Annotated in this window: 26 protein-coding genes; 7 read left to right on the top strand and 19 right to left on the bottom strand. The window is 68.2% G+C overall.

Features of this window, described 5'->3' with window-relative positions:
* Window positions 1-15: 15 nt before the first annotated feature.
* Entirely contained in the window at window positions 16-249 is a 234-nt protein-coding gene (gene rpmE / locus H3309_RS06010; RefSeq protein WP_182297840.1) for a 50S ribosomal protein L31, read from the bottom strand.
* 109 nt (window positions 250-358) lie between these two features.
* On the opposite strand from rpmE, the gene H3309_RS06005 reads away from it, so the two are divergent.
* The 3 genes from H3309_RS06005 (at window position 359) to H3309_RS05995 (ending at window position 3654) form a co-directional block, all read left to right on the top strand.
* On the top strand, window positions 359-1243 hold the full coding sequence (locus H3309_RS06005) for a hypothetical protein (protein ID WP_182297839.1): 885 nt from the start codon (window positions 359-361) through the stop codon (window positions 1241-1243).
* A gap of 100 nt (window positions 1244-1343) precedes the next feature.
* On the top strand, window positions 1344-2867 hold the full coding sequence (locus tag H3309_RS06000) for a carboxyl transferase domain-containing protein (RefSeq protein ID WP_243453911.1): 1524 nt from the start codon (window positions 1344-1346) through the stop codon (window positions 2865-2867).
* Between the two features lie 4 nt (window positions 2868-2871).
* Window positions 2872-3654 carry an enoyl-CoA hydratase-related protein gene (locus H3309_RS05995; protein ID WP_182297837.1) on the top strand — a complete coding sequence of 261 codons (783 nt, stop codon included), beginning with the start codon at window positions 2872-2874 and terminating at the stop codon, window positions 3652-3654.
* A 2-nt stretch (window positions 3655-3656) separates the two neighbouring features.
* Here H3309_RS05995 and vapC read toward each other — a convergent pair whose 3' ends face one another.
* Window positions 3657-4052, bottom strand: coding sequence for a type II toxin-antitoxin system VapC family toxin (gene vapC, locus H3309_RS05990; RefSeq protein WP_182297836.1), 396 nt, complete (start codon window positions 4050-4052; stop codon window positions 3657-3659).
* A complete protein-coding gene (locus H3309_RS05985) occupies window positions 4049-4273 on the bottom strand; it encodes a type II toxin-antitoxin system VapB family antitoxin (protein WP_182297835.1) in 225 nt (74 codons plus the stop codon). The genes vapC and H3309_RS05985 overlap by 4 nt, the downstream gene beginning before the upstream one ends.
* Before the next feature lie 62 nt (window positions 4274-4335).
* Here H3309_RS05985 and H3309_RS05980 point away from each other — a divergent pair, with 62 nt between their 5' ends.
* From H3309_RS05980 to H3309_RS17550, 4 genes are all read left to right on the top strand, one after another.
* Window positions 4336-6312 carry an acetyl/propionyl/methylcrotonyl-CoA carboxylase subunit alpha gene (locus H3309_RS05980; protein ID WP_182297834.1) on the top strand — a complete coding sequence of 659 codons (1977 nt, stop codon included), beginning with the start codon at window positions 4336-4338 and terminating at the stop codon, window positions 6310-6312.
* On the top strand, window positions 6312-7469 hold the full coding sequence (locus tag H3309_RS05975) for an isovaleryl-CoA dehydrogenase (protein ID WP_182297833.1): 1158 nt from the start codon (window positions 6312-6314) through the stop codon (window positions 7467-7469). Before H3309_RS05980 ends, H3309_RS05975 begins: the two co-directional genes overlap by 1 nt.
* Window positions 7469-7981, top strand: a complete 513-nt coding sequence (locus H3309_RS05970) for a molybdenum cofactor guanylyltransferase (RefSeq protein WP_182297832.1) — start codon at window positions 7469-7471, stop codon at window positions 7979-7981. The genes H3309_RS05975 and H3309_RS05970 overlap by 1 nt, the downstream gene beginning before the upstream one ends.
* A gap of 84 nt (window positions 7982-8065) precedes the next feature.
* Window positions 8066-8194 (top strand): hypothetical protein, encoded by a 129-nt coding sequence (locus tag H3309_RS17550; protein WP_256402010.1) that lies wholly within the window; start codon window positions 8066-8068, stop codon window positions 8192-8194.
* Window positions 8195-8211: 17 nt separating this feature from the next.
* Here H3309_RS17550 and fabZ read toward each other — a convergent pair whose 3' ends face one another.
* From fabZ to dnaE, 16 genes are all read right to left on the bottom strand, one after another.
* Window positions 8212-8670: a 3-hydroxyacyl-ACP dehydratase FabZ gene (fabZ, locus tag H3309_RS05965; protein ID WP_182297831.1), complete on the bottom strand. Its 459-nt coding sequence runs from the start codon at window positions 8668-8670 to the stop codon at window positions 8212-8214.
* Window positions 8670-9257 carry an OmpH family outer membrane protein gene (locus H3309_RS05960; protein WP_182297830.1) on the bottom strand — a complete coding sequence of 196 codons (588 nt, stop codon included), beginning with the start codon at window positions 9255-9257 and terminating at the stop codon, window positions 8670-8672. The genes fabZ and H3309_RS05960 overlap by 1 nt, the downstream gene beginning before the upstream one ends.
* Entirely contained in the window at window positions 9257-11743 is a 2487-nt protein-coding gene (gene bamA, locus H3309_RS05955) for an outer membrane protein assembly factor BamA (RefSeq protein WP_182298529.1), read from the bottom strand. Before bamA ends, H3309_RS05960 begins: the two co-directional genes overlap by 1 nt.
* Window positions 11744-11822: 79 nt before the next feature.
* Window positions 11823-12953 (bottom strand): RIP metalloprotease RseP, encoded by a 1131-nt coding sequence (rseP, locus tag H3309_RS05950; RefSeq protein WP_182297829.1) that lies wholly within the window; start codon window positions 12951-12953, stop codon window positions 11823-11825.
* Between the two features lie 8 nt (window positions 12954-12961).
* Window positions 12962-14116, bottom strand: a complete 1155-nt coding sequence (dxr, locus tag H3309_RS05945; protein WP_182297828.1) for a 1-deoxy-D-xylulose-5-phosphate reductoisomerase — start codon at window positions 14114-14116, stop codon at window positions 12962-12964.
* Window positions 14113-14913 (bottom strand): phosphatidate cytidylyltransferase, encoded by an 801-nt coding sequence (locus H3309_RS05940; protein WP_182297827.1) that lies wholly within the window; start codon window positions 14911-14913, stop codon window positions 14113-14115. The genes dxr and H3309_RS05940 overlap by 4 nt, the downstream gene beginning before the upstream one ends.
* Entirely contained in the window at window positions 14913-15581 is a 669-nt protein-coding gene (uppS, locus tag H3309_RS05935; RefSeq protein ID WP_182298527.1) for a polyprenyl diphosphate synthase, read from the bottom strand. Before uppS ends, H3309_RS05940 begins: the two co-directional genes overlap by 1 nt.
* 77 nt (window positions 15582-15658) lie before the next feature.
* Entirely contained in the window at window positions 15659-16228 is a 570-nt protein-coding gene (gene frr / locus H3309_RS05930) for a ribosome recycling factor (protein ID WP_182297826.1), read from the bottom strand.
* A 17-nt stretch (window positions 16229-16245) separates the two neighbouring features.
* Window positions 16246-16962, bottom strand: a complete 717-nt coding sequence (gene pyrH / locus H3309_RS05925; RefSeq protein WP_182297825.1) for a UMP kinase — start codon at window positions 16960-16962, stop codon at window positions 16246-16248.
* Between the two features lie 94 nt (window positions 16963-17056).
* On the bottom strand, window positions 17057-17983 hold the full coding sequence (tsf, locus tag H3309_RS05920; RefSeq protein ID WP_182297824.1) for a translation elongation factor Ts: 927 nt from the start codon (window positions 17981-17983) through the stop codon (window positions 17057-17059).
* 214 nt (window positions 17984-18197) lie between these two features.
* Window positions 18198-18950: a 30S ribosomal protein S2 gene (gene rpsB, locus H3309_RS05915; protein ID WP_182297823.1), complete on the bottom strand. Its 753-nt coding sequence runs from the start codon at window positions 18948-18950 to the stop codon at window positions 18198-18200.
* 116 nt (window positions 18951-19066) lie between these two features.
* Entirely contained in the window at window positions 19067-19540 is a 474-nt protein-coding gene (locus H3309_RS05910) for an RES family NAD+ phosphorylase (protein WP_207791563.1), read from the bottom strand.
* A gap of 35 nt (window positions 19541-19575) precedes the next feature.
* On the bottom strand, window positions 19576-19887 hold the full coding sequence (locus tag H3309_RS17200; protein ID WP_243453858.1) for an MbcA/ParS/Xre antitoxin family protein: 312 nt from the start codon (window positions 19885-19887) through the stop codon (window positions 19576-19578).
* 74 nt (window positions 19888-19961) lie between these two features.
* Window positions 19962-20603: a lysoplasmalogenase family protein gene (locus H3309_RS05900; RefSeq protein ID WP_182297821.1), complete on the bottom strand. Its 642-nt coding sequence runs from the start codon at window positions 20601-20603 to the stop codon at window positions 19962-19964.
* Window positions 20600-21412, bottom strand: a complete 813-nt coding sequence (locus H3309_RS05895; protein ID WP_207791562.1) for a sterol desaturase family protein — start codon at window positions 21410-21412, stop codon at window positions 20600-20602. The genes H3309_RS05900 and H3309_RS05895 overlap by 4 nt, the downstream gene beginning before the upstream one ends.
* A gap of 115 nt (window positions 21413-21527) precedes the next feature.
* Window positions 21528-24980, bottom strand: coding sequence for a DNA polymerase III subunit alpha (gene dnaE / locus H3309_RS05890; RefSeq protein WP_182297819.1), 3453 nt, complete (start codon window positions 24978-24980; stop codon window positions 21528-21530).
* Window positions 24981-25067 lie beyond the last annotated feature (87 nt).

Raw genomic sequence — 25067 nt, 5'->3', positions numbered from 1 at the left:
ATGGCCCGCGCCGGCTTACTTCTTGCCGAGACCGCCCAGGCCGGCGAACTTCTTGTTGAACTTCGCCACCTTGCCGGCGGTGTCGAGCATGCGCCCGCCGCTGCCGGTCCAGGCGGGGTGCGCCAGAGGATCGATGTCCAGCAGCATCAGGTCGCCTTCCTTGCCCCAGGTGCTGCGGGTTTCGTAAACCGTGCCATCGGTCATCTGCACCTTGATGGTGTGATAATCGGGGTGGATGCCTGCCTTCATGATCGCGATTCCTTTGTTTGGCTGGTTTCCGACCAGCCGGGAAAGTCGCGCCCCATAGCGGCGGAGCTTCCGCTTGGCAAGCAGCACGGCATGCGGCATCCTCTTGCCCATGGCCCTGCCCCCACCTTTGTCCGTCCTGCGTTCGCCCGCCGCCGCGCTGGCGGCCGCGCTGGCCGCCATCGGCCTTGCCGCCTGGCTGCGTCGCCGGCGCCCTCCCCTGCTGCTGCGCCCCGCGGGCACTGTCGCCATTGTCACGGCGGACGGGAAGCTGTGGCGCTTCATCGTCGCCGCGGTGCCGACGCTCCCCGACCGTCGGCTCGCCGGGGGCGCGGTCATTGCCCAGACCGGCCTCGATGGGAATGCCCATGTCGGTCGTGGCCTGGGTTTCTCCCCGGACCGCTCGCTGATCCGTCACGACAGCGTCGAATATTTCGCCGGCGGCTTCGACGAGCGGGTCACCCTCTATCGGGTCAGCGACGGTGCCGCGCTGTTCTCCCGCACCGACGTCAGCTTTCCGACCACCTCCCTGCTGTCCACCGACCCCGGCGCGCCGGCATGGCTGCTCGCCGAACAGGCATGGTGGGACGAGAATTGGGCGTTCGAGCAGCAGAGCAACCCCGCCGCCGAACGCACCATCGCCGCCGCCACCTTCTTCGACGACAATGAATCGAGCCTCAGCACCGCCGGCTGGACCGCGGCGGGCCAACTCGTCATCACCGGCCTGGCGCGGATGCAGACGCAGCTCGGCGTCAGCAGCGCGCAGGAACCCTGGTTCGGCATCGTCGGCGCCGACCCAGCGGGGAACTGGACCTGGCTGCAGCAGGGCCATGGCCCGTGCCCCGTGCCGCTGCTGCCATCACCACCGGCCATCGCCGTCGCCGACCTCGGCGGACCGCAGGGCGCGGGGTCCAGCTTTCGGCTCGACGGTGTCGTTCAGTCCAACACCCTGTTGGCCAATGGCGTGCTGGATTGCAGCCCTGCGCTGGCCGGCTAGCCCGCTTCCCCCCACGCCCGAACAGGGTTAGAGCAAGGGGATGACCCAGATCGGCAACCCGCTGAGCAACGACAGTGAATCGGCGGCAAATCGCAGCGCCATGGCCGCCCTGGTGGGCGATCTGCGCGCGAAAGCGGCACAAATCGCCCTTGGAGGCCCTGAAAATGCCCGCAACCGCCACGAGGCGCGCGGCAAGCTGCTGCCCCGCGAGCGCGTCGAGCGGCTGCTCGATCCCGGCAGCGCCTTCCTGGAGATCGGCCAGTTCGCCGCTACGCAAGTCTATGACGAGGAGGTCCCCGCCGCCGGGCTGATCGCCGGTGTCGGCCAGGTCGAAGGGCGGCTGTGCATGATCGTCGCCAACGACGCGACGGTGAAGGGCGGCAGCTATTACCCGCTCACCGTGAAGAAGCATCTGCGCGCGCAGGAAATCGCCGCGCAGAACGCGCTGCCCTGCATCTATCTGGTGGACAGCGGCGGCGCCAACCTGCCGCGACAGGACGAGGTGTTTCCGGATCGCGACCATTTCGGCCGCATCTTCTTCAACCAGGCGACCCTATCCGCGCGCGGCATCGCGCAGATCGCCGCGGTGATGGGCAGTTGCACCGCCGGCGGGGCCTATGTGCCCGCGATGGCCGATCAATCGATCATCGTGCGCAACCAGGGCACCATCTTCCTGGGCGGTCCGCCGCTGGTGAAGGCCGCGACCGGCGAGGAGGTCAGCGCAGAAGACCTTGGCGGCGGCGATGTCCATGCCCGGCTGTCCGGCGTGGTCGACCATCTGGCGGAGGACGATGCCGACGCGCTGCGCCTCGCCCGCGCCGCCATCGCCACCCTTCCCAAGCCCGCTCAACCAGAGCCCGTCGAAGGCCCGCGCCCGCCCCGCTTTGACCCGCTCGATCTGCACGCCTTGGTGCCGGTCGACACCCGCCATCCGGTGGATGTGCACGAGATCATCGCCCGCATCGTGGACGACAGCGCCTTCGAGGCGTTCAAGCCGCTCTATGGTGCCACCCTCGTCTGCGGCTTCGCCCATATCGAGGGGATGCCGGTCGCCATCCTCGCCAACAACGGCATCCTGTTTTCGGAGAGTGCGCAGAAGGGCGCGCATTTCATCCAGCTCGCCTGCGCGCGCGGCATCCCGCTGCTGTTCCTGCAGAATATCAGCGGCTTCATGGTCGGCCGCGCTTACGAAAACGAAGGCATCGCCAAGCATGGCGCGAAGTTGGTCACTGCCGTCGCCTGCGCCGCCGTGCCCAAGATCACCGTGGTGATCGGCGGCAGCTTCGGCGCCGGCAACTATGGCATGTGCGGCCGCGCCTACTCCCCGCGCTTCCTGTGGATGTGGCCCAATGCCCGCATCAGCGTGATGGGCGGCGAACAGGCCGCGAGCGTGCTGGCCACGGTGAAAAGCGGCGGCTTCGCCGGCAAGGCCGAGGAAGAAGCCTTCAAGGCCCCCATCCGCGCCCAATATGAGGCGCAAGGCAACCCCTATTATGCCAGCGCCCGCCTGTGGGATGACGGCATCATCGCGCCCGAGGATACCCGCGCCGTCGTCGCCCTCAGCCTGGCCGCCAGCTTGCAAGCGCCCATCCCGGAAACCCGCTTCGGCACGTTCAGGATGTGATGCGATGACCCTCCTCTACCAGCACGACGCCCGCGGCATCGCGCATGTCACCCTCGACCGGCCCGACGTGCACAACGCTTTCGACGAGGTCCTGATCGAGGAACTGACCGATGCCTTCCGGGACGCCGGCAGCCATGCCCATGTCCGCGCGGTCGTGCTCCAGGGGAACGGCCCCAGCCTGTGCGCCGGCGCTGACGTAGCCTGGATGAAGCGCGCCGCGGACTGGAGCGAGGCGCACAACCGCAGCGATGCCCTGCTGCTCTCCACCCTGTTTGCCACCATCGATGCCTGCCCGAAACCGGTGATCGCCGTGGCGCACGGCAATGTCTTCGGCGGCGGCGTGGGTCTGGTGGCGTGCGCCGATATGGCGGTCGCCGTCGGCACCGCCAAATTCGCGCTGAGCGAGGTGCGGCTCGGCCTGACGCCCGCCACCATCAGTCCCTTCGTGCTGCGCGCCATCGGGCCGCGGGCGGCGCGCCGCTGGTTCCTCACCGGCGAGCGGTTCGGCGCCGCCGATGCGCTCGCCATGGGCCTGGTCAACGCCGTCGCCGAGGGCGATGGCGAGGCGCGCGCCACCATCGAAGGCTGGATCGCCACCTTGCTGCAATGCGCCCCCGGTGCGGTCGCCGACGCCAAGGCACTGATCCGCGACTTCGCGCACCAGCCCATCACCGACGAGCTGCGCGCCGACAGCGCCGCCCGCATCGCCGCCCGCCGCGTCAGCGCCGAAGGCAGGGAAGGACTTTCCGCCTTCCTCCACAAGCGCAAGCCCGACTGGGCACGTTGATGTCAGCTCATCGCACTGCGCAATCCCAGATGCTCGACAAAGGGCTGGAAATCCCGGTCGCTGAACAACAACGCATGCCCGTCCAATATGCAGCGCGTCGCGATCAGGCAATCGATGGTCTTGCGGACAGTAATGCCGCGCGCGCGAAGTTGGTTGTAATGTTCGGCAGACTGCACAGCGACGAGTCTGCCAACGGTCGAAATCAGCGGAAACCGCCGCACAGTGGCAAGATAGCGTTGGCGTCCACCAAGCGACCGGATGCCCTGCAAGACCTCGGTCAAGGTCAGATCACAGATCGCCAGGCCATCCCGATGCATCAGGGGACGGAGTCGTCCGACCTCGGCCGTGTCGACACCCCGCAGATAGTCAATCCAGACGCTCGCGTCCGCAACGATCAACGCGCATCCCAGTCCAGATACTTGGACGTCCGCATCTCATCCAGATCGCCATCCCAGCCGATCCCTTTCAGCGAATCGAACAGGCGGAGCGTCTCGGCGCGATCCTGGTCGTCGATCAGCCGCTTAAGGCCGGCCTCAACCGCCGCGCGCTTGGTTTTGGCCCCGCTCGCCACCATTGCCGCTTTCATGAGCGTGTCATCGATCTCGATATTCGTCCGCATGTGTATGCTCCACCATTTCCCTACACATAGCGCATCCCGCCGCCAGCCGCTACCCCGCCCCCATGCATAAGCTCCTGATCGCCAACCGCGGCGAAATTGCCTGCCGCATCATCCGCACCGCTCGCGCCATGGGCATTGCCACGGTCGCCGTCCACAGCGACGCCGATGGCACCGCGCCCCACGTCCGGCTCGCCGACGAGGCGATCGCCATCGGCCCCGCGCCGGCGCGCGACAGCTACCTCGTCGCCGAAAAGATCATCGCCGCCGCCCGCGCAACCGGTGCCGATGCCATCCACCCCGGCTATGGCTTCCTCTCCGAAAACGCCGATTTCGCCGACGCCGTGCGCGGTGCCGGCCTGATCTTCGTCGGCCCCTCGGGCGAGGCGATCCGCGTCATGGGCCTGAAGGACACCGCCAAGGCGAAGATGAAAGGCGCCGGCGTGCCGATCACCCCCGGCTATCAGGGCGCCGACCAGTCGCTGCCCCGCCTCGAGCGCGCCGCCGCGATGGTCGGCTATCCGCTCCTTATCAAGGCGGTCGCCGGCGGCGGCGGCAAGGGGATGCGCGCCGTCCAGGGCAAGGCCGAGTTCACCGAGGCACTGCTGTCCGCCAAGCGCGAGGCGCAGGCCTCCTTCGGCAACGACCATGTGCTGCTGGAAAAGCTCATCACCCGCCCCCGCCATGTCGAGGTGCAGATTTTCGGCGACCGCCACGGCAATGTCGTCCACCTGTTCGAGCGCGATTGCAGTCTGCAACGCCGCCACCAGAAGGTGCTGGAGGAAGCCCCCGCCCCCGGCCTTTCCGACCGGCTGCGCGAAACATTGGGCATCGCCGCCGTCACCGCCGGCATGGCGATCGCCTATGAAGGCGCGGGCACCATCGAATTCATCCTCGATTGCGACGACCTGGACGAAGCCGGCGACCCGAAATTCTACTTCATGGAAATGAACACCCGCCTCCAGGTCGAACATCCCGTCACCGAGCTGATCACCGGGCAGGACCTGGTCGAATGGCAGTTGCGCATCGCGCGTGGCGAAATGCTGCCGCTGTCGCAGACAGGCCTCGAAGCCAGCGACCACGCCGTCGAAGCCCGCCTCTACGCCGAAAACCCCGACACGGGCTTCCTGCCCGCCATCGGCAAGCTGCAAACGCTGCGCTTTCCGACCGGCCCCGGCATCCGCATCGATGCCGGCGTCGAAGAAGGCGGCGAGGTCACGCCCTTCTATGATCCGATGATCGCCAAGGTCATCGGCCACGGCCCCACCCGCGCAGCCGCGATCGACAATCTGGTCGCCGCGCTCGACGCCACCATCGTCGAAGGCGTCACCACCAACCGCGGCTTCCTCGCGCGCCTTGCCGACCATGCGGACTTCCGCGCCGGCGACATCGACACCGGCTTCATCGGCCGGCACCTCGACGGCCTGCTTGCCCGACCCGAACCCGACGAGCGCCTCGTCGCCATCGCCGCCGCGCTGCTCGCCGCCGAAACCAGCCCCGGCGCCGGCCCCTTCGCCCGCCACGCCGGCTTCCGCCTCAACCTGCCCCGCCGGGCCTTCGCCGACCTGTTCACGGTGGACGGTGGCCGCATCCACACCATCGCCGAGACGACCGGCGAGGGCTGGACCATCCATGGCCAGACCACCGCCCACCATGTCATCATCCGCGCCCGCGCCGGCAACCGCGTCGACGCGCTCGTCGATGGGCAGCCGCTTGGCGCCATCGTCCTGCTCCACCCCGGCCACATCGAAATCCGCCTCGCCGGCGTCACCCATCGCTTCAACCGCACCGCACCGCGAAAGGCCGCCGCCGGCCCCGCCGACGGCTGCATCCTCGCCCCCATGCCGGGCCGCGTGCTCAGCCTCCACGTCGCCGCCGGAGACCGGGTCCAGGCCGGCGACCGGCTTCTGGTCCTCGAAGCCATGAAGATGGAACACCGGCTGACCGCTCCCTTCGACGGCACCGTCGCCGCCCTTACCGCCAGCGTGAATGCCCAGGTCAGCGAGGGCACGCTGCTCATCACCATCGAGAAAGCCGCCTGATGCAAACGCTCCAGTTCGACCATGGCGAAGAGCTGACCATGCTGCGCGACAGCGTCCGCGCCTTCGCCGCCGCCGAGATCGCCCCGCGCGCCGCGGAGATCGACGCCACCAACAGCTTCCCGCGCGACCTGTGGCCGAAACTCGGCGCGCTCGGCCTCCATGGCATCACCGTCGCCGAGGCCGACGGCGGCGCCGGCCTCGGTTATCTCGCCCATGTCATCGCCGTCGAGGAAATCAGCCGCGCCTCCGCGTCGGTTGCGCTGTCCTATGGCGCCCATTCCAACCTGTGCATCAACCAGATCGCCCGCTGGGGCACCGCGGAGCAGAAAGCCCGCACCCTCCCTAAACTCATCAGCGGCGAGCATGTCGGCAGCCTCGCCATGTCCGAACCCGGCAGCGGCTCGGACGTCGTCTCGATGCGGCTGCGCGCCGAAAAGCGCAACGATCGCTACATCCTCAACGGCAACAAGTTCTGGATCACCAACGGCCCGCACGCCGACACGCTCGTCGTCTATGGCAAGACCGACCCCGACGCCGGCTCACGCGGCATCACCGCCTTCCTGATCGAAAAGGGCATGGCCGGGTTCAGCACCGCGCAGAAGCTCGACAAGCTGGGCATGCGCGGCAGCGACACTTGCGAGCTGATCTTCGAGGATGTCGAGGTGCCGTTCGGCAATGTGCTGGGCGAGGAAGGCCGCGGCGTCCAGGTACTGATGTCCGGGCTCGACTATGAACGCGTTGTGCTCTGCGGCGGCCCGCTGGGCATCATGGCCGCCTGCCTCGATGTCGTCGTCCCCTATGTCCATGACCGCAAGCAGTTCGGCCAGCCGATCGGCGAGTTCCAGCTGATGCAGGGCAAGCTCGCCGACATGTATGTCGCCCACTCCACCGCCCGCGCCTATGTCTATGCCGTGGCCCAGGCCTGCGACCGGGGGGAGACCGCCCGCAAGGACGCCGCCGGCGCCATCCTGTACAGCGCGGAGCGCGCCACCTGGATGGCCCTCGAATCGATCCAGGCGCTCGGCGGCAATGGCTATATCAATGATTACCCCACCGGGCGCCTGCTGCGCGACGCCAAGCTCTACGAGATCGGCGCCGGCACGTCCGAAATCCGCCGCTTCCTGATCGGCCGGGAGCTGTTCGCCGAAACCGCCTGATGCGCATCCTGGGTGCGATCTTCGCCGGTGGGCAATCGTCCCGCTTCGGCAGCGACAAGGCGGTGGCACTGCTCGACGGCAAGCCGCTGCTGCAACATGTCGTCGATGCGCTGGCGCCGCAGGTGGCGGTGGTGGGGGTCGTCGGCCGGGGCTGGCCGGATTGCACGCGGATCGAGGATTGGCCGGAACCCGGCCTCGGCCCGCTCGGCGCGCTGTGCGGTGCCCTGCGCTTCGCCGCGGCCCACGGTTTTGACGCCGTGCTCAGCGCCGGCTGCGACCAGCCGGACCTGCCGCCGACACTCGCCGCGCTGTTGCGCCCCGGCCCTGCGGTGATCGCGAATCACTGGCTCGTTGGCCTCTGGCCCTCAAGCCTCGCGTCGCTTGCGGAACAACAGCTTTCCCGGGATCAGCGCGCCATGCGACGCTGGGCGGCCGTCTGCGGCGCCCGACCGGTGGCCGCTGCCATCGGTCGTAACATTAACGATTATGACCAGGTCACACATCCGCATTGATTCTGTCGATTTTGTCCAATACCGTCGTCACATTCCGCGGGCATAGGAAATGGGTAACGGACACAAGAGACGGGGCCATAGACGATGATCGGATTCGACCTTTCCGCGGCGGACGCCGCGCTGGCAGCGGTCGCGCTGCTCGGTTTCGTGATTTGCAGTTTCGGCTTTTCCAAAGGCAGGGGAAAGCGCAGCGGACGCCGTGTGATCGAATAGGGGTGATCGAATAGGGATCAGGCCTTGGGCGGATCGGCGATCATCGCCGTGAACCGGGCTTCCGCCGCCAATTTGCCATTGACGCTTGCCCGCCCGGCGAATTTGCACACCGTCGCCCGCCGCTGCACGAATTCCACATCCAGATGCAGCAGGCACCCGGGCTCCACCGGCGCGCGGAACTTCGCCTCCTCGATCGCCATGAAATAAACCAGCTTGCCGCTGCCCACCAGGTCCATGGACTGGATGGAGAGCACGCCGGCGGTCTGCGCCAGCGCCTCCACGATCAGCACGCCAGGCATGATCGGCCGGCCGGGGAAATGCCCCTGGAAAAACGGCTCGTTGATCGTCACCGCCTTGATGCCGCGCGCGCTGACACCCGGCACCAGCGCTTCGACCCGGTCGACCAGCAGCATCGGATAGCGATGCGGCAGCATCGCCATCACGCCCGCGAAGTCGACCGAGCCCCCTTCGCTCATTACTGGCGCGGCGCCGTGGTCGGCGGTGCCGGCGGGGTGGCCGGCGGCGGCGTGGTGCTCACCCGCGGCAGGCTGGTGTTCAGCCGGGCGATGATGTCGCTCGTCACGTCCAGGCTGCCGCTGTTCTGCAGGGTCGCGCCCTGCGCCAGCGCGATCGAGGCGCCGCGTTCCCGCATCACCTGCGTGATGATCGGCTGCGCCGCGTCATTGATCTGCTTGATGATGAACTGGCGCGCGCGCTGGATTTCCTGGTCACCGCGGCCCAGCTCCTGCTGCGCCGCCTGCTGCCGCTCGCCGAACGCCCGCGCCCGCGTTTCCAGCGCGGCGCCGGCCAGCGTCTTGTTCGCCTGCCCCGCCTGGATCGCCTGCGCTTCGGTCTGAAGCTGCGTCTGCAAGGTATTGGCGCGGTTCTGCAGCGCCTGGATGCGGCCCTGCAATTCGGTGGCGGCGGTCTTGCCGGCGGCGCTGGTGTTCACGATCTCATCGAGGTCGACGATCACGATCACCGGCGGCGCCAGCGTCTGCGCCACCACCGGCGCACCCGCCAGCAGCAGCGCGGCGGCGGTCATTTTCAGCATGCTCTTCATCAGAATTGGGTCCCTACGTTGAATTGAAAGATCTGCGTGGTGTCGCCTTCCACTTTTTTGATCGCTTTGGAAAGGTCGAAGCGGAACGGCCCGAACGGCGAATTCCACGACACGCCGGCACCGATGGAAATCCGCGGCGTGGGCGTGTCGCCGAAGAAGAACTCCTTGAAGCCGGGGGTCGTCACGGTGCTCGTGGTCCCGTCGGGGTTGGTGATGACGGTGCTCGTGGTCGGCTGATCGATCAACACCGGGCGCCGGATGCTCCAGACCGAACCGACATCGACAAATACCGACGGCCGCAGGCCCAGCTCCGCCGTCCCCGATCCCAGCGGAATGAACATTTCCAGCCGGCCGTTGTACATGTTCTTCCCGCCCAGCGCGTCATCCACCCAGCTGTTGCGATCTTCCGAGACCAGGTCCTGCGCACCGCCCAGCCGCGGCTTGCGGATCACCCGCGGGCCAAGGCCCCGGATCCCGAACCCGCGCATCCGCGGCTCGCCCAGGAAGAAGCGGTCGGTCAGGCGGATGTCCTCGCCACCGAAGCCGAAGATGTTGCCCGCCTCGATCCCGGCGTTCAGGATGAAGCCGCTGCCCAGGTTCCAATACTGGTCGAAATTCACCCGGCTGCGCACATATTTCACGCTGCCGCCCAGGCCGGCAATGTCCTGATTGAAGATGAAGCGCTGCCCGCGCGACGGCCGCACCCGGTTGTCCAGATTGTCATAGATCACGCTGTAACCCACGGACGAGGTCGTCCGCTTGCCCAGCGCCTCGCACAGGTAGCGCCCAGCCTTCAGCGGATCGCAGACGCCGTTGGTGAAGAACAGGTTCCGGTCCAGCGTCACATCATCCAGAGACAGGCCATAGCGCGTGCTCATCGACCAATATTCGGTGATCGGGAAGCCGGCCCGCACCTGGAAACCGGTGGTGATCTGCTTGTAGGTGGTCTGCCGGTCGTTGTTCAGCCCAAAGCGGAAGCTGTTGAAATCGCGCCGGAACACGTCGAACCCCAGCGCCACGTTGCGGTCGAACAGATAAGGGTCGGTGAAACCCACCTCGACCGACTTCGAATAGCTCGAAACGTTCGCGCTCAGCCGCAGCTGCTGCGCCATGCCGCGGAAGTTGCGCTGCTCGATGCTGAAGGACAGGATGAAGCGTTCCAGGCTGCTGAAGCCGGCGCTGATCTGCAGGCTGCCGGTCGGCTTCTCTTCCACGTCCACGCCCAGCGTCACCTTGTCCGGGCCGCTGCCGGGGTTCTGCTTCACCTCCAGTTTCTCCTGGAAGAAGCCCAGGCTCTGGATGCGGTCGCGCGAGCGCTTCACCTTGAAGCTGTTGAAGGCATCGCCCTCCGCCAGCCGGAATTCGCGCCGGATCACCTTGTCCCGCGTCACCGTGTTGCCGTTGATGTTGACCGCCTCGACATAGGTGCGCGGAACCTCGTTGACCACGAAGGTCAGGTTCATCTCGCGCTTGTCCTTGTCGCGGCTGAAATTCGGCCGCACATCGCCAAAGGCATAGCCCAGCAGGCCGACCGTCTCGGTCAGGCCATCGATGGTGTCCTCCACCTTCTTCGCATCATACCAGTCGCCCTTGTTGATGCGGATCAGCTTCCTGAACTCCTCGCCCTTCATGTCGCGGATCTGGCTGGTCACCTCGATGTCGCCGAATTTATAGCGCTCGCCTTCCTCCACCACATAGGTGACGATGAAGTCGCGCCGGTCGGGCGTCAGCTCGGCAACCGCGCTGACCACGCGGAAATCGGCATAGCCGTTGGTCAGATAGAATTGCCGCATCTTCTGCTGGTCGAACGCCAGCCGGTCGGGGTCATAGGTGTCGTTGGAACTGAACAGCCGGTACCAGCGCGCCTGCCGCGTCGCCATCGCGGCACGCAGGTCGCCGTCGCTGAACTTGGTGTTGCCCAGGATGTTGATCTGCCGCACATTGGACTTGGCGCCCTCGAAAATCTCGAACACCACGTCCACGCGGTTCTGGTCGAGCTGCACGATCTTCGGCTCGACGCTGGCGGCAAAACGCCCGGAACGGCGATACAGCTCCAGGATGCGCCCCACGTCCGTCCGCGCCTTCGAGCGGGTGAAGATCTGCCGCGGCGCGATCTTGATCTCCTCGCGGATCTTCTCGTCCTTGATCCGCTTCGCACCCTCGATGATGATCCGGTTGATCACCGGATTTTCCTTCACCTGGATGGTCAGCCCACCCTCGCCGTCGTCGCGGATCTGCACGTCGGCGAACAGCTCGCTGGCGAACAGGTCCTTCAGCGCCCGGTCCAGCCGCTCCCGGTCGTAACGCTCGCCCGGCTTGACGTCGATGTAGCTGCGGACGGTGTCCGGCTCCAGCCGCTCGTTGCCGGTGACCGTGATCGAACGCACGATGCGCGGCGGCGCGGGGGCGGCGGCGGGCGCCGCAGGCGCGGCGGCGGACCCTGCCCCCGCCGGCGGCGCGACCACCTGCGCCTGCAATGGCGCCATCGGCAGCGCCACCCCTGCCAGCAACAGGGCGATACCGCCTGCCCGGGTTCGTCCGTCGTTCAACCGCACACCCTTCAATTCAGCCTGCCAGCCCGGCCAGATGTTTCCACACCCCGGCAGACGCCAGATCATTCCATGTGAGAACCAGCATCAGGGTCAGCAGCAGTGCAAACCCCGACATGAACGCCCATTCCTGGATTTTGGGATTGAGCGGACGCCGTCTAACTCCCTCCACCGCGTAGAGCAACAAATGGCCCCCGTCCAGCATCGGGATTGGCAGCAGGTTCATGAATCCGAGGTTAATCGAGATCAGCGCGATGAAGGTGACGAACGCCTGCAACCCCAGCGCGGCACTCTGCCCGCTGAACTGCGCGATCTTGATCGGCCCGCCCAATTCCGTCAGGTCGCGCCGCCCGGTCACCACCTGGTGCAGCCCCTCCGCCATCGCCACGGTGATGTTCCGCACTTCCTTCACGGCATGCACCGTCGCGTCCACCGGCCAGCGCCGCACCACCACCGGCCTGCCCGATGCCATCCCCAGCATGCCCACCGAGTAATGGCTGCCGAACCGGTCCTTGCCGCTGATGATGCGCGGCGTCGCCCGCAGCGTCAGCCTGTCCGTGCCGCGCTCAACGGTCAGGCTCAGCGGCGTGCCGGTGTTCATCCGCACCACGCGCACCAGATCCTCGAACCGCTCGACATCATCGCCATCCACCGCCACGATCCGGTCACCGGCGCGCAGACCCGCCTTCGCCGCCGGCGATTCCGCCGCCACGCCGCCCACCACCGGTGGCGTATATTCATGCCCCCAGGTCATGAAGAAGACCGTGAACAGCAGGATCGCGAACAGGAAATTGATGGCCGGCCCGGCCGCCACCACCGCCGCCCGCTGCCACAGCGGCCGGAACTGGAACAACGCCGCGCGCTCATCTTCGGGCAGCGCCGCCAGCGCCGGGTCGGGCTGGCTCGCCGCATTCATGTCGCCGGCGAACTTGGCATAACCACCCAGCGGCAGCCACCCCAGCTTCCAGCGCGTGCCGGCCCTGTCGGTCCAGCCGAGCACCTCCCGCCCGAACCCCACCGCGAAGGTATCCACCTTGATGCCGAACAGCCGCGCCACGCCATAATGGCCGAACTCATGCACGAACACCAACACGCCGATGACCACGGCGAAGGCGGCAAGCGAGAACAGCAGCCCGGGGTTGTCCATGTCTCCCCCTACGCCGCCGCGCGCTGAACGACAAATGAAGCCGCGCGGGCACGCGCCGCCGCATCCGCCGCATCCACATCATCCAGGCTGCCCAGCGGCACCGCCGGCATCGCCGCCAGCGTGTCCGCCACGACGCCAGCGATGTCCAGGAAGCCGATGCGCCCGGCCAGGAACGCCGCCACCGCCACCTCGTTCGCGGCGTTCAGCACACAGGGCCGGCACGCGCCCTCCGCCAGCGCCGCCTCCGCCAGTGCCAGCGCCGGAAAGCGCGTGCGGTCGGCTTCGGCAAAATCCAGCCGCCCCAGCGCCGCCAGGTCCAGGCGCGTAACCGGCGTTTCGATCCGCTCCGGCCAGGCCAGCGCATGGGCGATCGGCACCCGCATGTCCGCCGGGCCCAGCTGCGCCAGCACCGAACCGTCGATGAACTCGATCAGGCCATGCACCACCGACTGCGGGTGAATCAGCACATCCAGCTGGTCCGGTCGCACGCCGAACAGGTGGAACGCCTCGATCAGCTCCAGCCCCTTGTTCATCAGCGTCGCCGAATCGACCGAAATCTTCGCCCCCATCGACCAGGTCGGATGCTTCACCGCCGCCGCCGGCGTGGCGCCGCGCATCGTTTCCAGGCACGCTTCCCGGAACGGCCCGCCGCTCGCCGTCAGTGTGATGCGCGCGATTCGCTCCTTCGCCTCCAGCACCTGGAAGATGGCGTTGTGCTCGCTGTCCACCGGCAGCAGGGCCGCGCCGCTCGCCGCCGCCGCCGCGGTCATCAGCGTGCCGGCGCACACCAGCGCCTCCTTGTTGGCGAGCGCCACCGCCGTGCCGCGCCGCACCGCCGCCAGCGTCGGCTCCAGCCCGGCGGCGCCGACGATCGCCGCCAGCACGATGTCCACCTCCGCCGCCGCCGCCGCGCACACCGCCGCCCTGCCCGCCGCCGCCTCGATGCCCGTCCCCGCCAGGGCCGCTTTCAACGCCGGCCAGGCGCCCTCGTCCGCCACCACCGCCAGCGCCGCGCCGCACGCCTTGGCCGCCTCCGCCAAAGCGGCTGCATCGGTATTCGCCGTCAGCGCGTGCACCCGGAAGCGCTCCGGATTGCGCGCCACCAGGTCCAGCGTCGAACGCCCCACCGACCCGGTCGCACCCAGGATGCTCAGCCGCTTCATGCCGCCGCCCAAACCGCCACCAGGCACGCTACCGGCACCAGCCCGTCCACCCGGTCCATGATGCCGCCGTGCCGGCCCAGGATCCTGCCCGAATCCTTCACGCCCGCCCGCCGCTTCAGCCAGCTTTCAAAGAAATCCCCCGCCTGCGACACCAGCGCCAGCCCCGCCCCCAGCAGCAGCATCACCAGCCATCCCGGCCCCCAGTCCGCATAATGGCCATAAAGCGCGCTGAACAGCGCCGCCGCGCTCATCCCCCCCAGCAGCCCCGCCCAGGTCTTGTTCGGGCTGACCGCCGGCCACAGCTTCGGCCCGCCGATGCTTCGCCCGGCGAAAAAGGCGAAGATGTCGGTCGCCCACACCAGCGCCATCGTCCACATCACCAGATGAAACCCGTCCGGCTGCCCGCGCATCCAGATCAGCGCCACGCACGGCAGCCCGGCATAGGCGAGGCCCGTGGAAATCCAGCGCTTGCCCGCCGTGCGCACCATGATCGACAGCGCCAGCAGCACCAGGATCGCCGTCCCCAGCAGCAGCAGCGCCATCGGCGCCTCGCCAAAGAAGGTCAGCAGCGTCACCGTCGCCAGCACGCCCAGCGCGGCAAAGCGCCAGCGCCGCGGCGTGCGGTGCATCGCCGCCCATTCCCAGAAGATCAGCATCACCCCCAGCCCCACCATGACGGCAAAAGCGGGCCCGCCGGCGATGATGTCCGCCAGCGCCACGACGCCCAGGAACACGCCCACCACCAGCCGCGACCCCAGCCGGGTGCGCAGCGACGGCGGCGTCAGCAGCTCGGCCATCACAGCCCGCCGAACCGCCGCTGTCGCCCGGCGAAATCCAGGCACGCCGCCCGCAGCGCCGCGGCGTCGAAATCCGGCCACAGCATGTCGGTGAAATGCAGCTCGGCATAGGCCGCCTGCCACAGCAGGAAGTTCGACAGCCGCTTCTCGCCCGAGGTGCGCACGATCAGGTCCACCGGCGGCAGCTCCGCCGTGTCCAGCCGCGCCTCCACCGCCGCCAGCGTCAGCGTCGCCGGGTCGACCGCGCCCGAGGCCACATCCAGCCCCAGCCGCCGCACCGCGCGCAGCAGTTCATCCTGCCCGCCATAGTTCAGCGCCACCACCAGCTGCATCCGGCTGTTGTGCGCCGTCCGCGCCATCGCGCCTTCCAGCCGCTCCACCACGTCGGGCTTGAACGCCCGCCAGTCCCCGATCAGCCGCAGCCGCGCGCCATTGCTGTCCAGCTCGTCGATCTCCGCCAGCAGATGGTGGCGCAAAAGACCCATCAGGTCATTGACCTCCTCCACCGGCCGGCGGCTGTTCTCGGTGGAGAAGGCGTAGAGTGTCAGCGTCTCGATCCCCAGCGGCGGCGCCGCCCGCACCACGCGCCGCACCGCCTCCACGCCGGCCTTGTGCCCCGCCAGCCGCGGCAGGTGCCGCGCCTTCGCCCAGCGGCCGTTGCCGTCCATGATGATCGCCACATGGCGCGGCCCCCCCGGCACCGGGGTCAGGGTGTCGGGCAAGGGGTCCACGCGCCGCCCCCACTTCACCGGCTGAGAATCTCTTTCTCCTTGGCGGCAACGCTTGTATCGCAGTCGGCGATATGGCGGTCGGTCAGCTTCTGCACCTCGCCCTCGTGCCGCTTCTGCTCATCCTGGCTCAGCTTGCCCTTCTTCTCCGCCGCCTTCAGCGTCTCCATCCCGTCGCGCCGCACGTTGCGCACCGCGATCCGTGCCTTTTCGGCATATTGCGTCGCCAGCTTCGCCAGCTCCTTGCGCCGGTCCTCGGTCAGGTCGGGGATCGGCAGCCGCAGCGTCTGCCCCTCCGAAATCGGGTTCAGCCCCAGCCCCGATGCGCGGATGGCCTTCTCCACCGGCTGCACATTGCTGCGGTCCCACACCTGCACGCTCAGCATGCGCGGCTCCGGCGCCGTCACCGTCGCCACCTGCGACAGCGGCATGTTCGCGCCATAGACCTCCACCTGGATCGGATCGAGCAGGCTGGTGTTCGCCCGCCCGGTGCGCAGGCCGCCAAGGTCATGCTTCAGCGTGTCCACCGCGCCCTTCATCCGGCGCTCGATGTCCGCCTTGAACGCGGCTGGATCAAAATCGGCCATATGCTGTTCCCTATATCCTATCCGCCCACCATGGTGGAGACGCCCTCGCCCGCCAGAACGCGCGCCAGATTGCCCTCCTCGCGGATGTTGAACACCACGATCGGAATGTTGTTTTCGCGGCAGACGGCGACCGCGGCCGCGTCCATCACCTTCAGATTGTCGGCAAGCACCCGGTCGAAACCGACCTGGTCGTATCGCACCGCGTTCGCATCCTTCTTCGGATCGGCGTTATAAACACCGTCCACGCTGGTGCCCTTGAACAGCGCATCGCATTTCATCTCCGCCGCCCGCAGCGCCGCGCCGCTGTCGGTCGTGAAATAGGGCGCGCCAACCCCGGCGGCGAAAATCACCACCCGACCCTTTTCCAGATGCCGCTTCGCCCGCCGCAGGATCACCGGCTCGCACACCTGGTTCATCACCAGCGCGGACTGCACCCGCGTCTCCACGCCCAGCTGCTCCAGCGCGTCCTGCATGGCGAGCGCGTTCATGACGGTCGCCAGCATGCCCATATAGTCGGCCGCCGTCCGGTCCATGCCCTTCGCCGCGCCGGCCATGCCGCGGAAGATGTTGCCGCCGCCGATCACCAGGCACAGCTCGAATCCGGCGTCCTTTGCCGCCTTCACCTCACCGGCGACGCGCGCCACCGTCGCGGGATCGATGCCAAAAGACTGGTCGCCCATCGCCGCCTCGCCCGACAGTTTCAGCAGGATGCGCTTGAACCGGCGGCCCGACATGTCCCTCACCCATTTCTTGTCTTGTGGCATTCAGCCTTACCCGCCCGGCGCAAGGCTGTGAACCCTGCCCGGACGGGAAATGCGGTACCGGTCTTTACACGCCGGCGGCGGCGGCCACTTCGGCGGCGAAATCGCTCTCCGCCTTCTCGATGCCCTCGCCCAGCTGGAAGCGGACAAACTTGGTCACCTTGATGTCGGCGCCCAGCCGCTTCGCCTCGGCGGCGACGAACTCGCTCACCTTGGCCTTGCCGTCGCGCACATAGACCTGACCCATCAGGCTGTTTTCGATGGCATATTTGCGCACCGCGCCGTCCACCATCTTGGCGGTGATGTCGGCCGGCTTGCCCTGCGCCTTGGCCTTTTCCTCGGCAATCGCCCGCTCGCGCTCCAGCTGCGCCGGATCGGCATCGTCGGCCGTCAGCGACAGCGGATTCATCGCCGCGATATGCATGGCGATGCCGCGCCCCAGCTCGACCAGCGCCGAAGCATCGGCCGAGGATTGCAGCCCGACCAGCACGCCGATCTTGCCCATGTCGGGCGCCGCCGCATTGTGGATATAGCTGGCGACCGCGCCCTCGCTCACCTCCACGATCGCCGCCCGGCGATAGGCCTGCTGCTCGCCGATGGTGGCGATATTGTGCGTCAGCACATCCTGCACGCTGCCGCCACCGCCCGGGAAGGCGGCCGACAGGATCGTGTCGCGGTCATCGCCGACGTTCAGCGCCACCTGGCTCACGCCGGCTACAAAGGCCTGGAACTGCTCATTCTTGGCAACAAAGTCCGTCTCGCTGTTGATTTCCACCACAGCGGCGCGCGTGCCCGACCCGGCCACGCCGACCAGCCCCTCGGCCGCCGTGCGGCTCGCCTTCTTCGCCGCGGCGGCAAGCCCTTTGGCGCGCAACCAGTCGGTCGCCTTCTCATAATCGCCGCCGGTCTCCACCAGCGCCTTCTTGCAATCCATCATGCCGGCGCCGGTGCGCTCGCGCAGTTCCTTGACAATGCTCGCAGAAATCTCGGCCATCTCACGGCTCCTCGTCTAGAGGCGGGTGCGCTGGACTGCACCCGCCATATGTCAACTCCATGAAAGCTTCAGCGATGGGGCGGAAATCGTTCAGGCCGTCGGCGAAAATGGTGATTTGGGAGCACCGAAGCGCAGCGCACTCAAGGTGCGTGAGCATCGGAGCACAGCAAATCGACATTTGCAGCCCCGGCATGGGCGATTTACGGCCCTTCGCTCAGGCCAGTGCGGGCTCGGCCTCCGGCTCCGCCATCGCGCCCAGATCGACGCCTTCGTCGCGCGCACGCCCGGTCTTGCCGGCCAGCACCGCGTCGGCGATGGCGTTGCAATAGAGTTGCAGCGCCCGCGCCGCATCGTCATTGCCCGGCACCGGGAAGGCGATGTTGGACGGATCGGTGTTCGAATCCAGGATCGCGATCACCGGAATGCCCAGCACATTGGCTTCCTTGATCGCCAGGTCCTCCTTGTTCACGTCGATCACGAACATCACGTCGGGCAGCCCGCCCATGTCGCGGATACCGCCCAGCGAGGCCTCGAACTTGTCGCGCTCGCGCGTCATCTTCAGCACTTCCTTCTTGGTCAGGCCGTGCGTGTCGCCGGAAAGCTGCTCTTCCAGCGTCTTGAACTTGCGGATGCTGGCGCTGATCGTCTTCCAGTTGGTCAGCATGCCGCCCAGCCAGCGATGGTTGACATAATGCTGGCCGCTGCGCCGCGCCGCCTCGGCAACGGGGTCCTGCGCCTGGCGCTTGGTGCCCACGAACAGCACCTTGCCGCCGTGCGCCGCGGTCTGCCGCACGAAATCCAGCGCGCGCGCGAACAGCGGCACCGATTGCGACAGGTCAAGAATATGGATGCCGTTGCGCTCGCCGAAGATGTACGGCTTCATGCGCGGGTTCCAGCGATGGGTCTGGTGACCGAAATGGGCGCCTGCCTCAAGCAGCTGCGCCATGGTCACGACGGGCGTGCTCATGCGTTTCTCCTAACCGGTTATACCTCTGCGGGGGTGAGCGCTGATGCGTCAGCGCACCGGAAGGTTTCCCCCCGCATGTGGAATGCGGTGCGCCCTAGTCGCTCAACGCCGCGCCGTCAACCCGACCAGCTCGCCCCATCCCGCGGCAGCCTCCCTTCCGGGTCTTCCACCATCACCCCGGGCGCACCATCCCGGTTCCAGCGCCACAACACCGCCGTCTTTCCGCCTGGCGCCATGAAGCTCGGCGCCAGCAGCCCGTCATAACCCGCCGCCATCATCCGCAGCGCGGCCGCCTGCGTGGGTGCCACGCCTGCCGCCGTCATCGCCGCGCGCCAGCTGTCGCCCCCCAGATCATCGGGCACGCCATGCGCCACCCGCAGATCCGCGTCGCGAACATCGGCCAGCCGCGCCCCCCTGACATGCAGCCGCGCCACCAGGCCCGGATGCTGCGACAACCCCTGATTATATTCCGACCAGGCCGTCGCCAGCTCCAGCGCGCCATAGATCGCCGCCTGCCCGCGCGCATTCCACCGCCCGCCGAACCGCGCCGCGCCCTCGCCCGACAAGGGCGCCCAGCTCCACGCCGGCACCCACACACGCCACAGGATCAGGTCGCTCCGCCCGCTCAGGCGTGAACCCCGGCGCGCACCGCTTCCAGATAGTCCATGACGTCCTGTGCACGACCTTCGGCGATCAGGTCGCGCGCGGTCTTGCCGGCCCAGCCCGGCAGCGGCTGATGCTTGAACCACAGCGCGGCCCGCTCGGGCGAGCCGCTCATGTCGGCGGCCATCGCCAGCACCCGCGCAATGGGCGACAGCGCGCGGTCGGCGGATGGAGTCGTCGGCTTGCGCGACAGCGTGGCCCGCGAGACCCCGGCGAGCGAGGCAAGCTCAACCATGCCGATCTTGAGCATGTCGGCAAGCCGCGCGGCGGACAATACAACTTGCGACGAATTGGCGACAGAATTTGACAGGGTACTGCTCAACATGGGCGTAATCTATGCGGCTACGCCTATTTTGCAAGCCCCCGCCACAGCCCGAACGCGATCATCAACACGCCGCCGAAATACAGCCACCAGATCGCATACCCCAGCCACGGCGCCGGTTCCGGCATCGCCGTGCGGGCGAAAATCATCAGGTCCGACACCGTGAACAGCAGCGCCCCCCACCCCGCCCAGCGGAACCGCGATTGCCGCGCACTCGCCAGCATCCACCCCAGCACCAGGGCATAAAGGCTTGCCGGCCCCTTCAGCGCCGGCGCCGACAGCAGCATCGCCAGCGCCGCCACCGCCACCACCGTGAACAGGGTCATCCCCAGCTGCGCGACATCCGGCAGCTCCGCCCGCTGCCGCCGGAACAGCAGGATCGCCACGCCATGCCCCGCCGCGAACAGCGCGGCGCCGGCCATGAACGCCACCTCCAGCACCATGTCCGCCGTCGCCCACAGCGCCAGCACCGCCGTCAGCAGCCAGCCGTCCCGGTCGCGCGCGTTGAACCCGGCCCACAGCGCCAGCAACCCCACCCCCAGCCCCTTCCAGACGATCGCCTGCGCCGGCGCCCAATCGCCACCAAAGCTCAGCGGATAGGACAGCCCCGCCACCACCGCCATCGCCAGCACGCCCGGCAGCCGGCTGGCGCGCAGCGCCGCGATCACGCCGTCGGCACCGGTTTCGGCCGCACCGGCCCCAGCAGCGGATCGACCAGCTGCGCCGGCAGGGAGGAAGCCACCTCGCCATCGATGCCATAAACCGTCGGAAAGCCCTTCGGCAGGTACAGCGTGCCGAACAGCCGGTCGATGAAGGGGAAGATCGCCGCGAAATTGCGGTCACGGTTCTCATCATTGCTGTGATGCCAATGATGGAACGCCGGCGTCGAAATCAGCTGCTCCAGCGGCCCGAACCGCCAGCGGACATTGGCATGGATCAGGAAACTCCAGAAGGTGCCCCACACCGTCACGGCGAACAGCATCGGATCAACCCCGCCACCGCTCCCCGAAACGCTCGCCAGCCCCAGCAGATACACCAGCAGCAGCCCGGAAAAGCGCGTCACGACCATGTCAACGGGGTGCGCCCGCGTGTTGACCAGCCAGTCCACTGTCTCCGCGCTGTGATGCACCGCATGGAAGCGCCACAGAAAGGCGTTGCGGTGGCTCCAGCGATGCGCCCAATAGCTGCCGATATCGTTCACCAGAAATGCCAGCGGCAGCTTGGCCCACAGCGGCAGCGCCGCCACCATCGCATACCAGCCCGCCAGCCCGTCGATCCGCTGCGTCAGCGAGGCAAGCGTCGCCAGTGGCACTGCAAGGACCAGCGCCGGCACGATCGCGTTGATGAAATACCAGCCCAGATCCGTCAGCCACTGCGCCCGGAACACCCGCGCCGGCCGCACCGCGAACAGGCGCTCCAGCGGAATGAACACCGCCGCGAAGATCACCAGCCACGCCGCCAGCGACAGGATTTGCATCAGCAACGCCCGCATTGTTCCGAACACCCCTCAAGCTGCGCTCGTCGATGGCACAATCGCGCCGCAACTTCCATGCTTCCGGGAGTCGCGGGGCTGTGCCGCCCTCACGCCCGGCTCAGGCCACCAGGCGCAACGGCGGATCGACGGGGACCGATTCGACCGAAAGGACGCCCGGCGTCGCCCCCAGCGCCACGATGATATCCTCGCCAAAGGCGAAATCGCGGCCCAGCCGCACCACCGCATCCCCACAGGGCAGGGGCAGCCGAAGCATCAGCTCGCCTCGTCCGCCCCTCGGCAGGCACGCGGCCAGGTCCGCCACAGCCAGCGCCGCCGTGGCGCTCACGATCAGCCGCGTCCGCACCGTCCGCGCCAACCCGTCGAGCGGCGTCGCCCCCCGGATCGCCACCCGCGGCGTCTCCTCCCCCGGCCGCCACGACAGCTCGACGCTGAACAGCAGGGCCGTCCCCGCCGCCGCCGCGGCTTCCAGCACCGGCTGCACCTCGGCCTCGAAACAGCTCGCCTGCCATGCCCCCCCGGCATCGGTCAGGTCCACCACCAGATAGCGCTTGTCCGCGCCCTTGCCGTTCGGCACCCGCCAGCGCACCGCCTCGATCAGCCCGGCCATCGTCGCCCCGGTCCGCATCTGCCCGCGCTCGTCCGGCACCGGCGGCGGACGCAGCGACACCTCCGCCCAGCGCTCCGCCCCGCGCGCCGCCAGCACCGCGCCATGCGCCTCCACCGGATGCCCGCTGAAATAGAATCCGAACGCCGCCCGCTCCTGCGCCAGCCGCTCGCTCGCCTTCCACGGCGCCGCGCCCGGCAGCGGGAACGCCTCGGGCTCGCTCGGCCCGCCGAACAACCCGCCCTGCCCGCTTGCCCGCGCGTCCGCCGCCCGCGCCGCCGCCGCCAGCATCGCTTCCGCCGCCGCGAACACGCGCGCCCGGTCGGGCTCCAGCGCATCGAACGCCCCGCCCCCCGCCAGCGCCTCCAGTTGCCGCCGGTTCAGCGCCCGCGCATCGATCCGCGCCACGAAATCGGCGATGTCGCGGAACGGCCCGTTCGCCTCCCGCTCCGCGACCAGCGCCGCCATCGCCGCCTCGCCGACACCCTTCAACGCCCCCAGCGCATAGCGAACCGCGTCCCCCTCCACGGTGAAATCACTGCCGGAACGGTTGAGGCACGGCGGCAGCACCCGCACCTTCATCCGCCGCGCATCGTCCATCAGCACGGCGAGCTTGTCGGTCACGCTGATGTCATAGGCCATCGAGGCCGCGAAGAAGGCCGCCGGATGATAGACCTTCAGCCACGCCGTCTGCCACGCCACCAGCGCATAGGCCGCCGCATGGCTCTTGTTGAAACCATAGCCGGCGAACTTGTCCACCAGGTTGAAGATGAAGGTCGCACGGTCCGCCGCCACGCCATTCTTCACCGCCCCGTCCACGAACCGCGCCCGCTGCGCGTCCATTTCCGCCTGGATCTTCTTCCCCATCGCCCGGCGCAACAGGTCCGCCTCGCCCAGCGAGTATCCCGCCAGCACCTGCGCGATCTGCATCACCTGTTCCTGGTAGATGATGACGCCATAGGTCGGCTTCAGGATCGGCTCCAGCATCGGGTGCAGGCAATCCGGCTCCTCCCGCCCCCATTTGCGCGCGGCGAAGCTCGGGATATTGTCCATCGGCCCCGGCCGATAGAGCGCGCCCAGCGCGATGATGTCCTCGAAACAGGTCGGCCGCACCTGGTTGAGCGCGCGCCGCATCCCCTCGCTTTCGAACTGGAACACCCCCACCGTGTCGCCCCGCGTCATCAGCGCGAACACCCCGTCATCCGCCCAGGGCAGCCGGTCGAGATCGGGCGCCGCCGCCCCCAGCAACAGCTTCGCCCGCGCCAGCACCGACAGCGTCTTCAGGCCCAGGAAGTCGAACTTCACCAGCCCCGCCTTCTCCACCCATTTCAGGTCGAACTGGCTCACCGGCATGTCGGACCGCGGGTCGCGATACAGCGGCACCAGCTGGTCGAGCGGCCGGTCGCCGATCACCACGCCCGCCGCATGCGTGCTGCTGTGTCGCGGCAACCCTTCCAAAGACCGCGCCAGCTCCACCAGCCGCGCCACCTTGGCATCGGCGCGCATCTCGGCGCGCAGCTCCGGCACGCCCGCCAGCGTCCGGTCCAGACTCCACGGGTCCGCCGGCACGTTCGGCACCAGCTTCGCCAGCCGGTCCACCTGGCCATAGGGCAGCTGCATCACCCGCCCCACATCCTTCAGCACCGCGCGCGCCTTCAGCTTCCCGAAGGTGATGATCTGCGCCACATGATCCCGGCCATAGCGCGCCTGGACATAATCGATCACCTCACCGCGGCGCGTTTCGCAGAAATCGATGTCGAAATCCGGCATCGACACGCGCTCCGGATTCAGGAACCGCTCGAAGATCAGGCCATGTTCCAGCGGGTCCAGGTCGGTGATCAGCAGCGCCCAGGCGACCACGCTGCCCGCGCCCGAACCCCGCCCCGGCCCCACCGGAATCCCCCTGGCTTTCGCCCAGCCGATGAAGTCCGCCACGATCAGGAAATAGCCGGAAAAGCCCATCCCCGCGATCACGCCCAGCTCGAACGCCAGCCGCTCCTCATAGGGTGCCGCATCCGCCGGCCGCACCACCGCCAGCCGCGCCGCCAGCCCGGCGCGCGCCTCCTCCGCCAGCCGCGCATCCTCGGCGGCGCGATCCGGCACCAGCCGCGGCAGGATCGGTTTCCGCTCCGGCGCCGCCACCGCGCAGCGCCGCGCCACCACCAGCGTGTTCGCCAGCGCCTCGGGCAGGTCGGCGAACAGCCGGGCCATCACATCCGCCGGCTTCAACCAATGCTCGGGGTTGGACCGCCGCCGCTCGTCGCTCTCCACATAGGCGCCGTCGGCGATGCACAGCATCACATCATGCGCCTCATGCCCCGCCGGCTCCAGGAACCGCGCCACATTGCTGGCCACCAGCGGCAGGTCGCGGGCATAGGCCAGGTCGAGCAACCCCGCCTCGCTCGCGGACTCCAACGCCTCCCCGCTGCGGCTGATCTCCACATACAGCCGCCCCGGAAAAAGCCGCTCCAGTGCATCGGCATAATCAGCCGCCGCCGCGTCCTGCCCCTCCGCCAGCAACCGCGCCAGCGCCCCGTCGGCACCCCCGGTCAGCGCGATCAACCCCGCCGTCCGCCCCTCCAGCGCCCCCAGCGGCAGCGCCACCTCGCCCTCGCCCGCCAGATGCGCGGCGCTCACCAGCGCCAGCAGGTTGGCATAGCCCGCCTCGTCCTGCGCCAGCAGCGGCAGCCAGTCGATGACCGCCCGCGCCCCCGGCCGCGCCTCGCCACCCCGCAACAGCGGCAGCGCCACCCCGATGATCGGCTGTACCCCCTCCTTCAAACAGGCGTCGGAAAACTCCATCGCCGCGAACAGATTGGCACGGTCGCACAGCGCCACCGCCGGCATGCCCATTTTCGCGCACGCCTTCGCCAGCGCCTTCGGCTCGATCGTCGAATCGAGCATCGAATAACAACTCTGCGCGCGCAGCGGGACAAAGGCAGCCATCGCCCCGTCTAACCGCAGCGGTGCCCTCGCCTCAAGCGGCGTGCATCCGCCGGCTCACTCCCTTGTGGATAACCGGCCCAACGCGGG

Origin of the sequence: Sandaracinobacteroides saxicola (genome assembly GCF_014117445.1) — a bacterium.
GTDB classification, from domain to species: Bacteria; Pseudomonadota; Alphaproteobacteria; order Sphingomonadales; family Sphingomonadaceae; genus Sandaracinobacteroides_A; species Sandaracinobacteroides_A saxicola.
The sequence above is the reverse complement of the archived record's forward strand: the minus strand, read 5'-3'. Positions and strand labels throughout refer to the sequence as shown.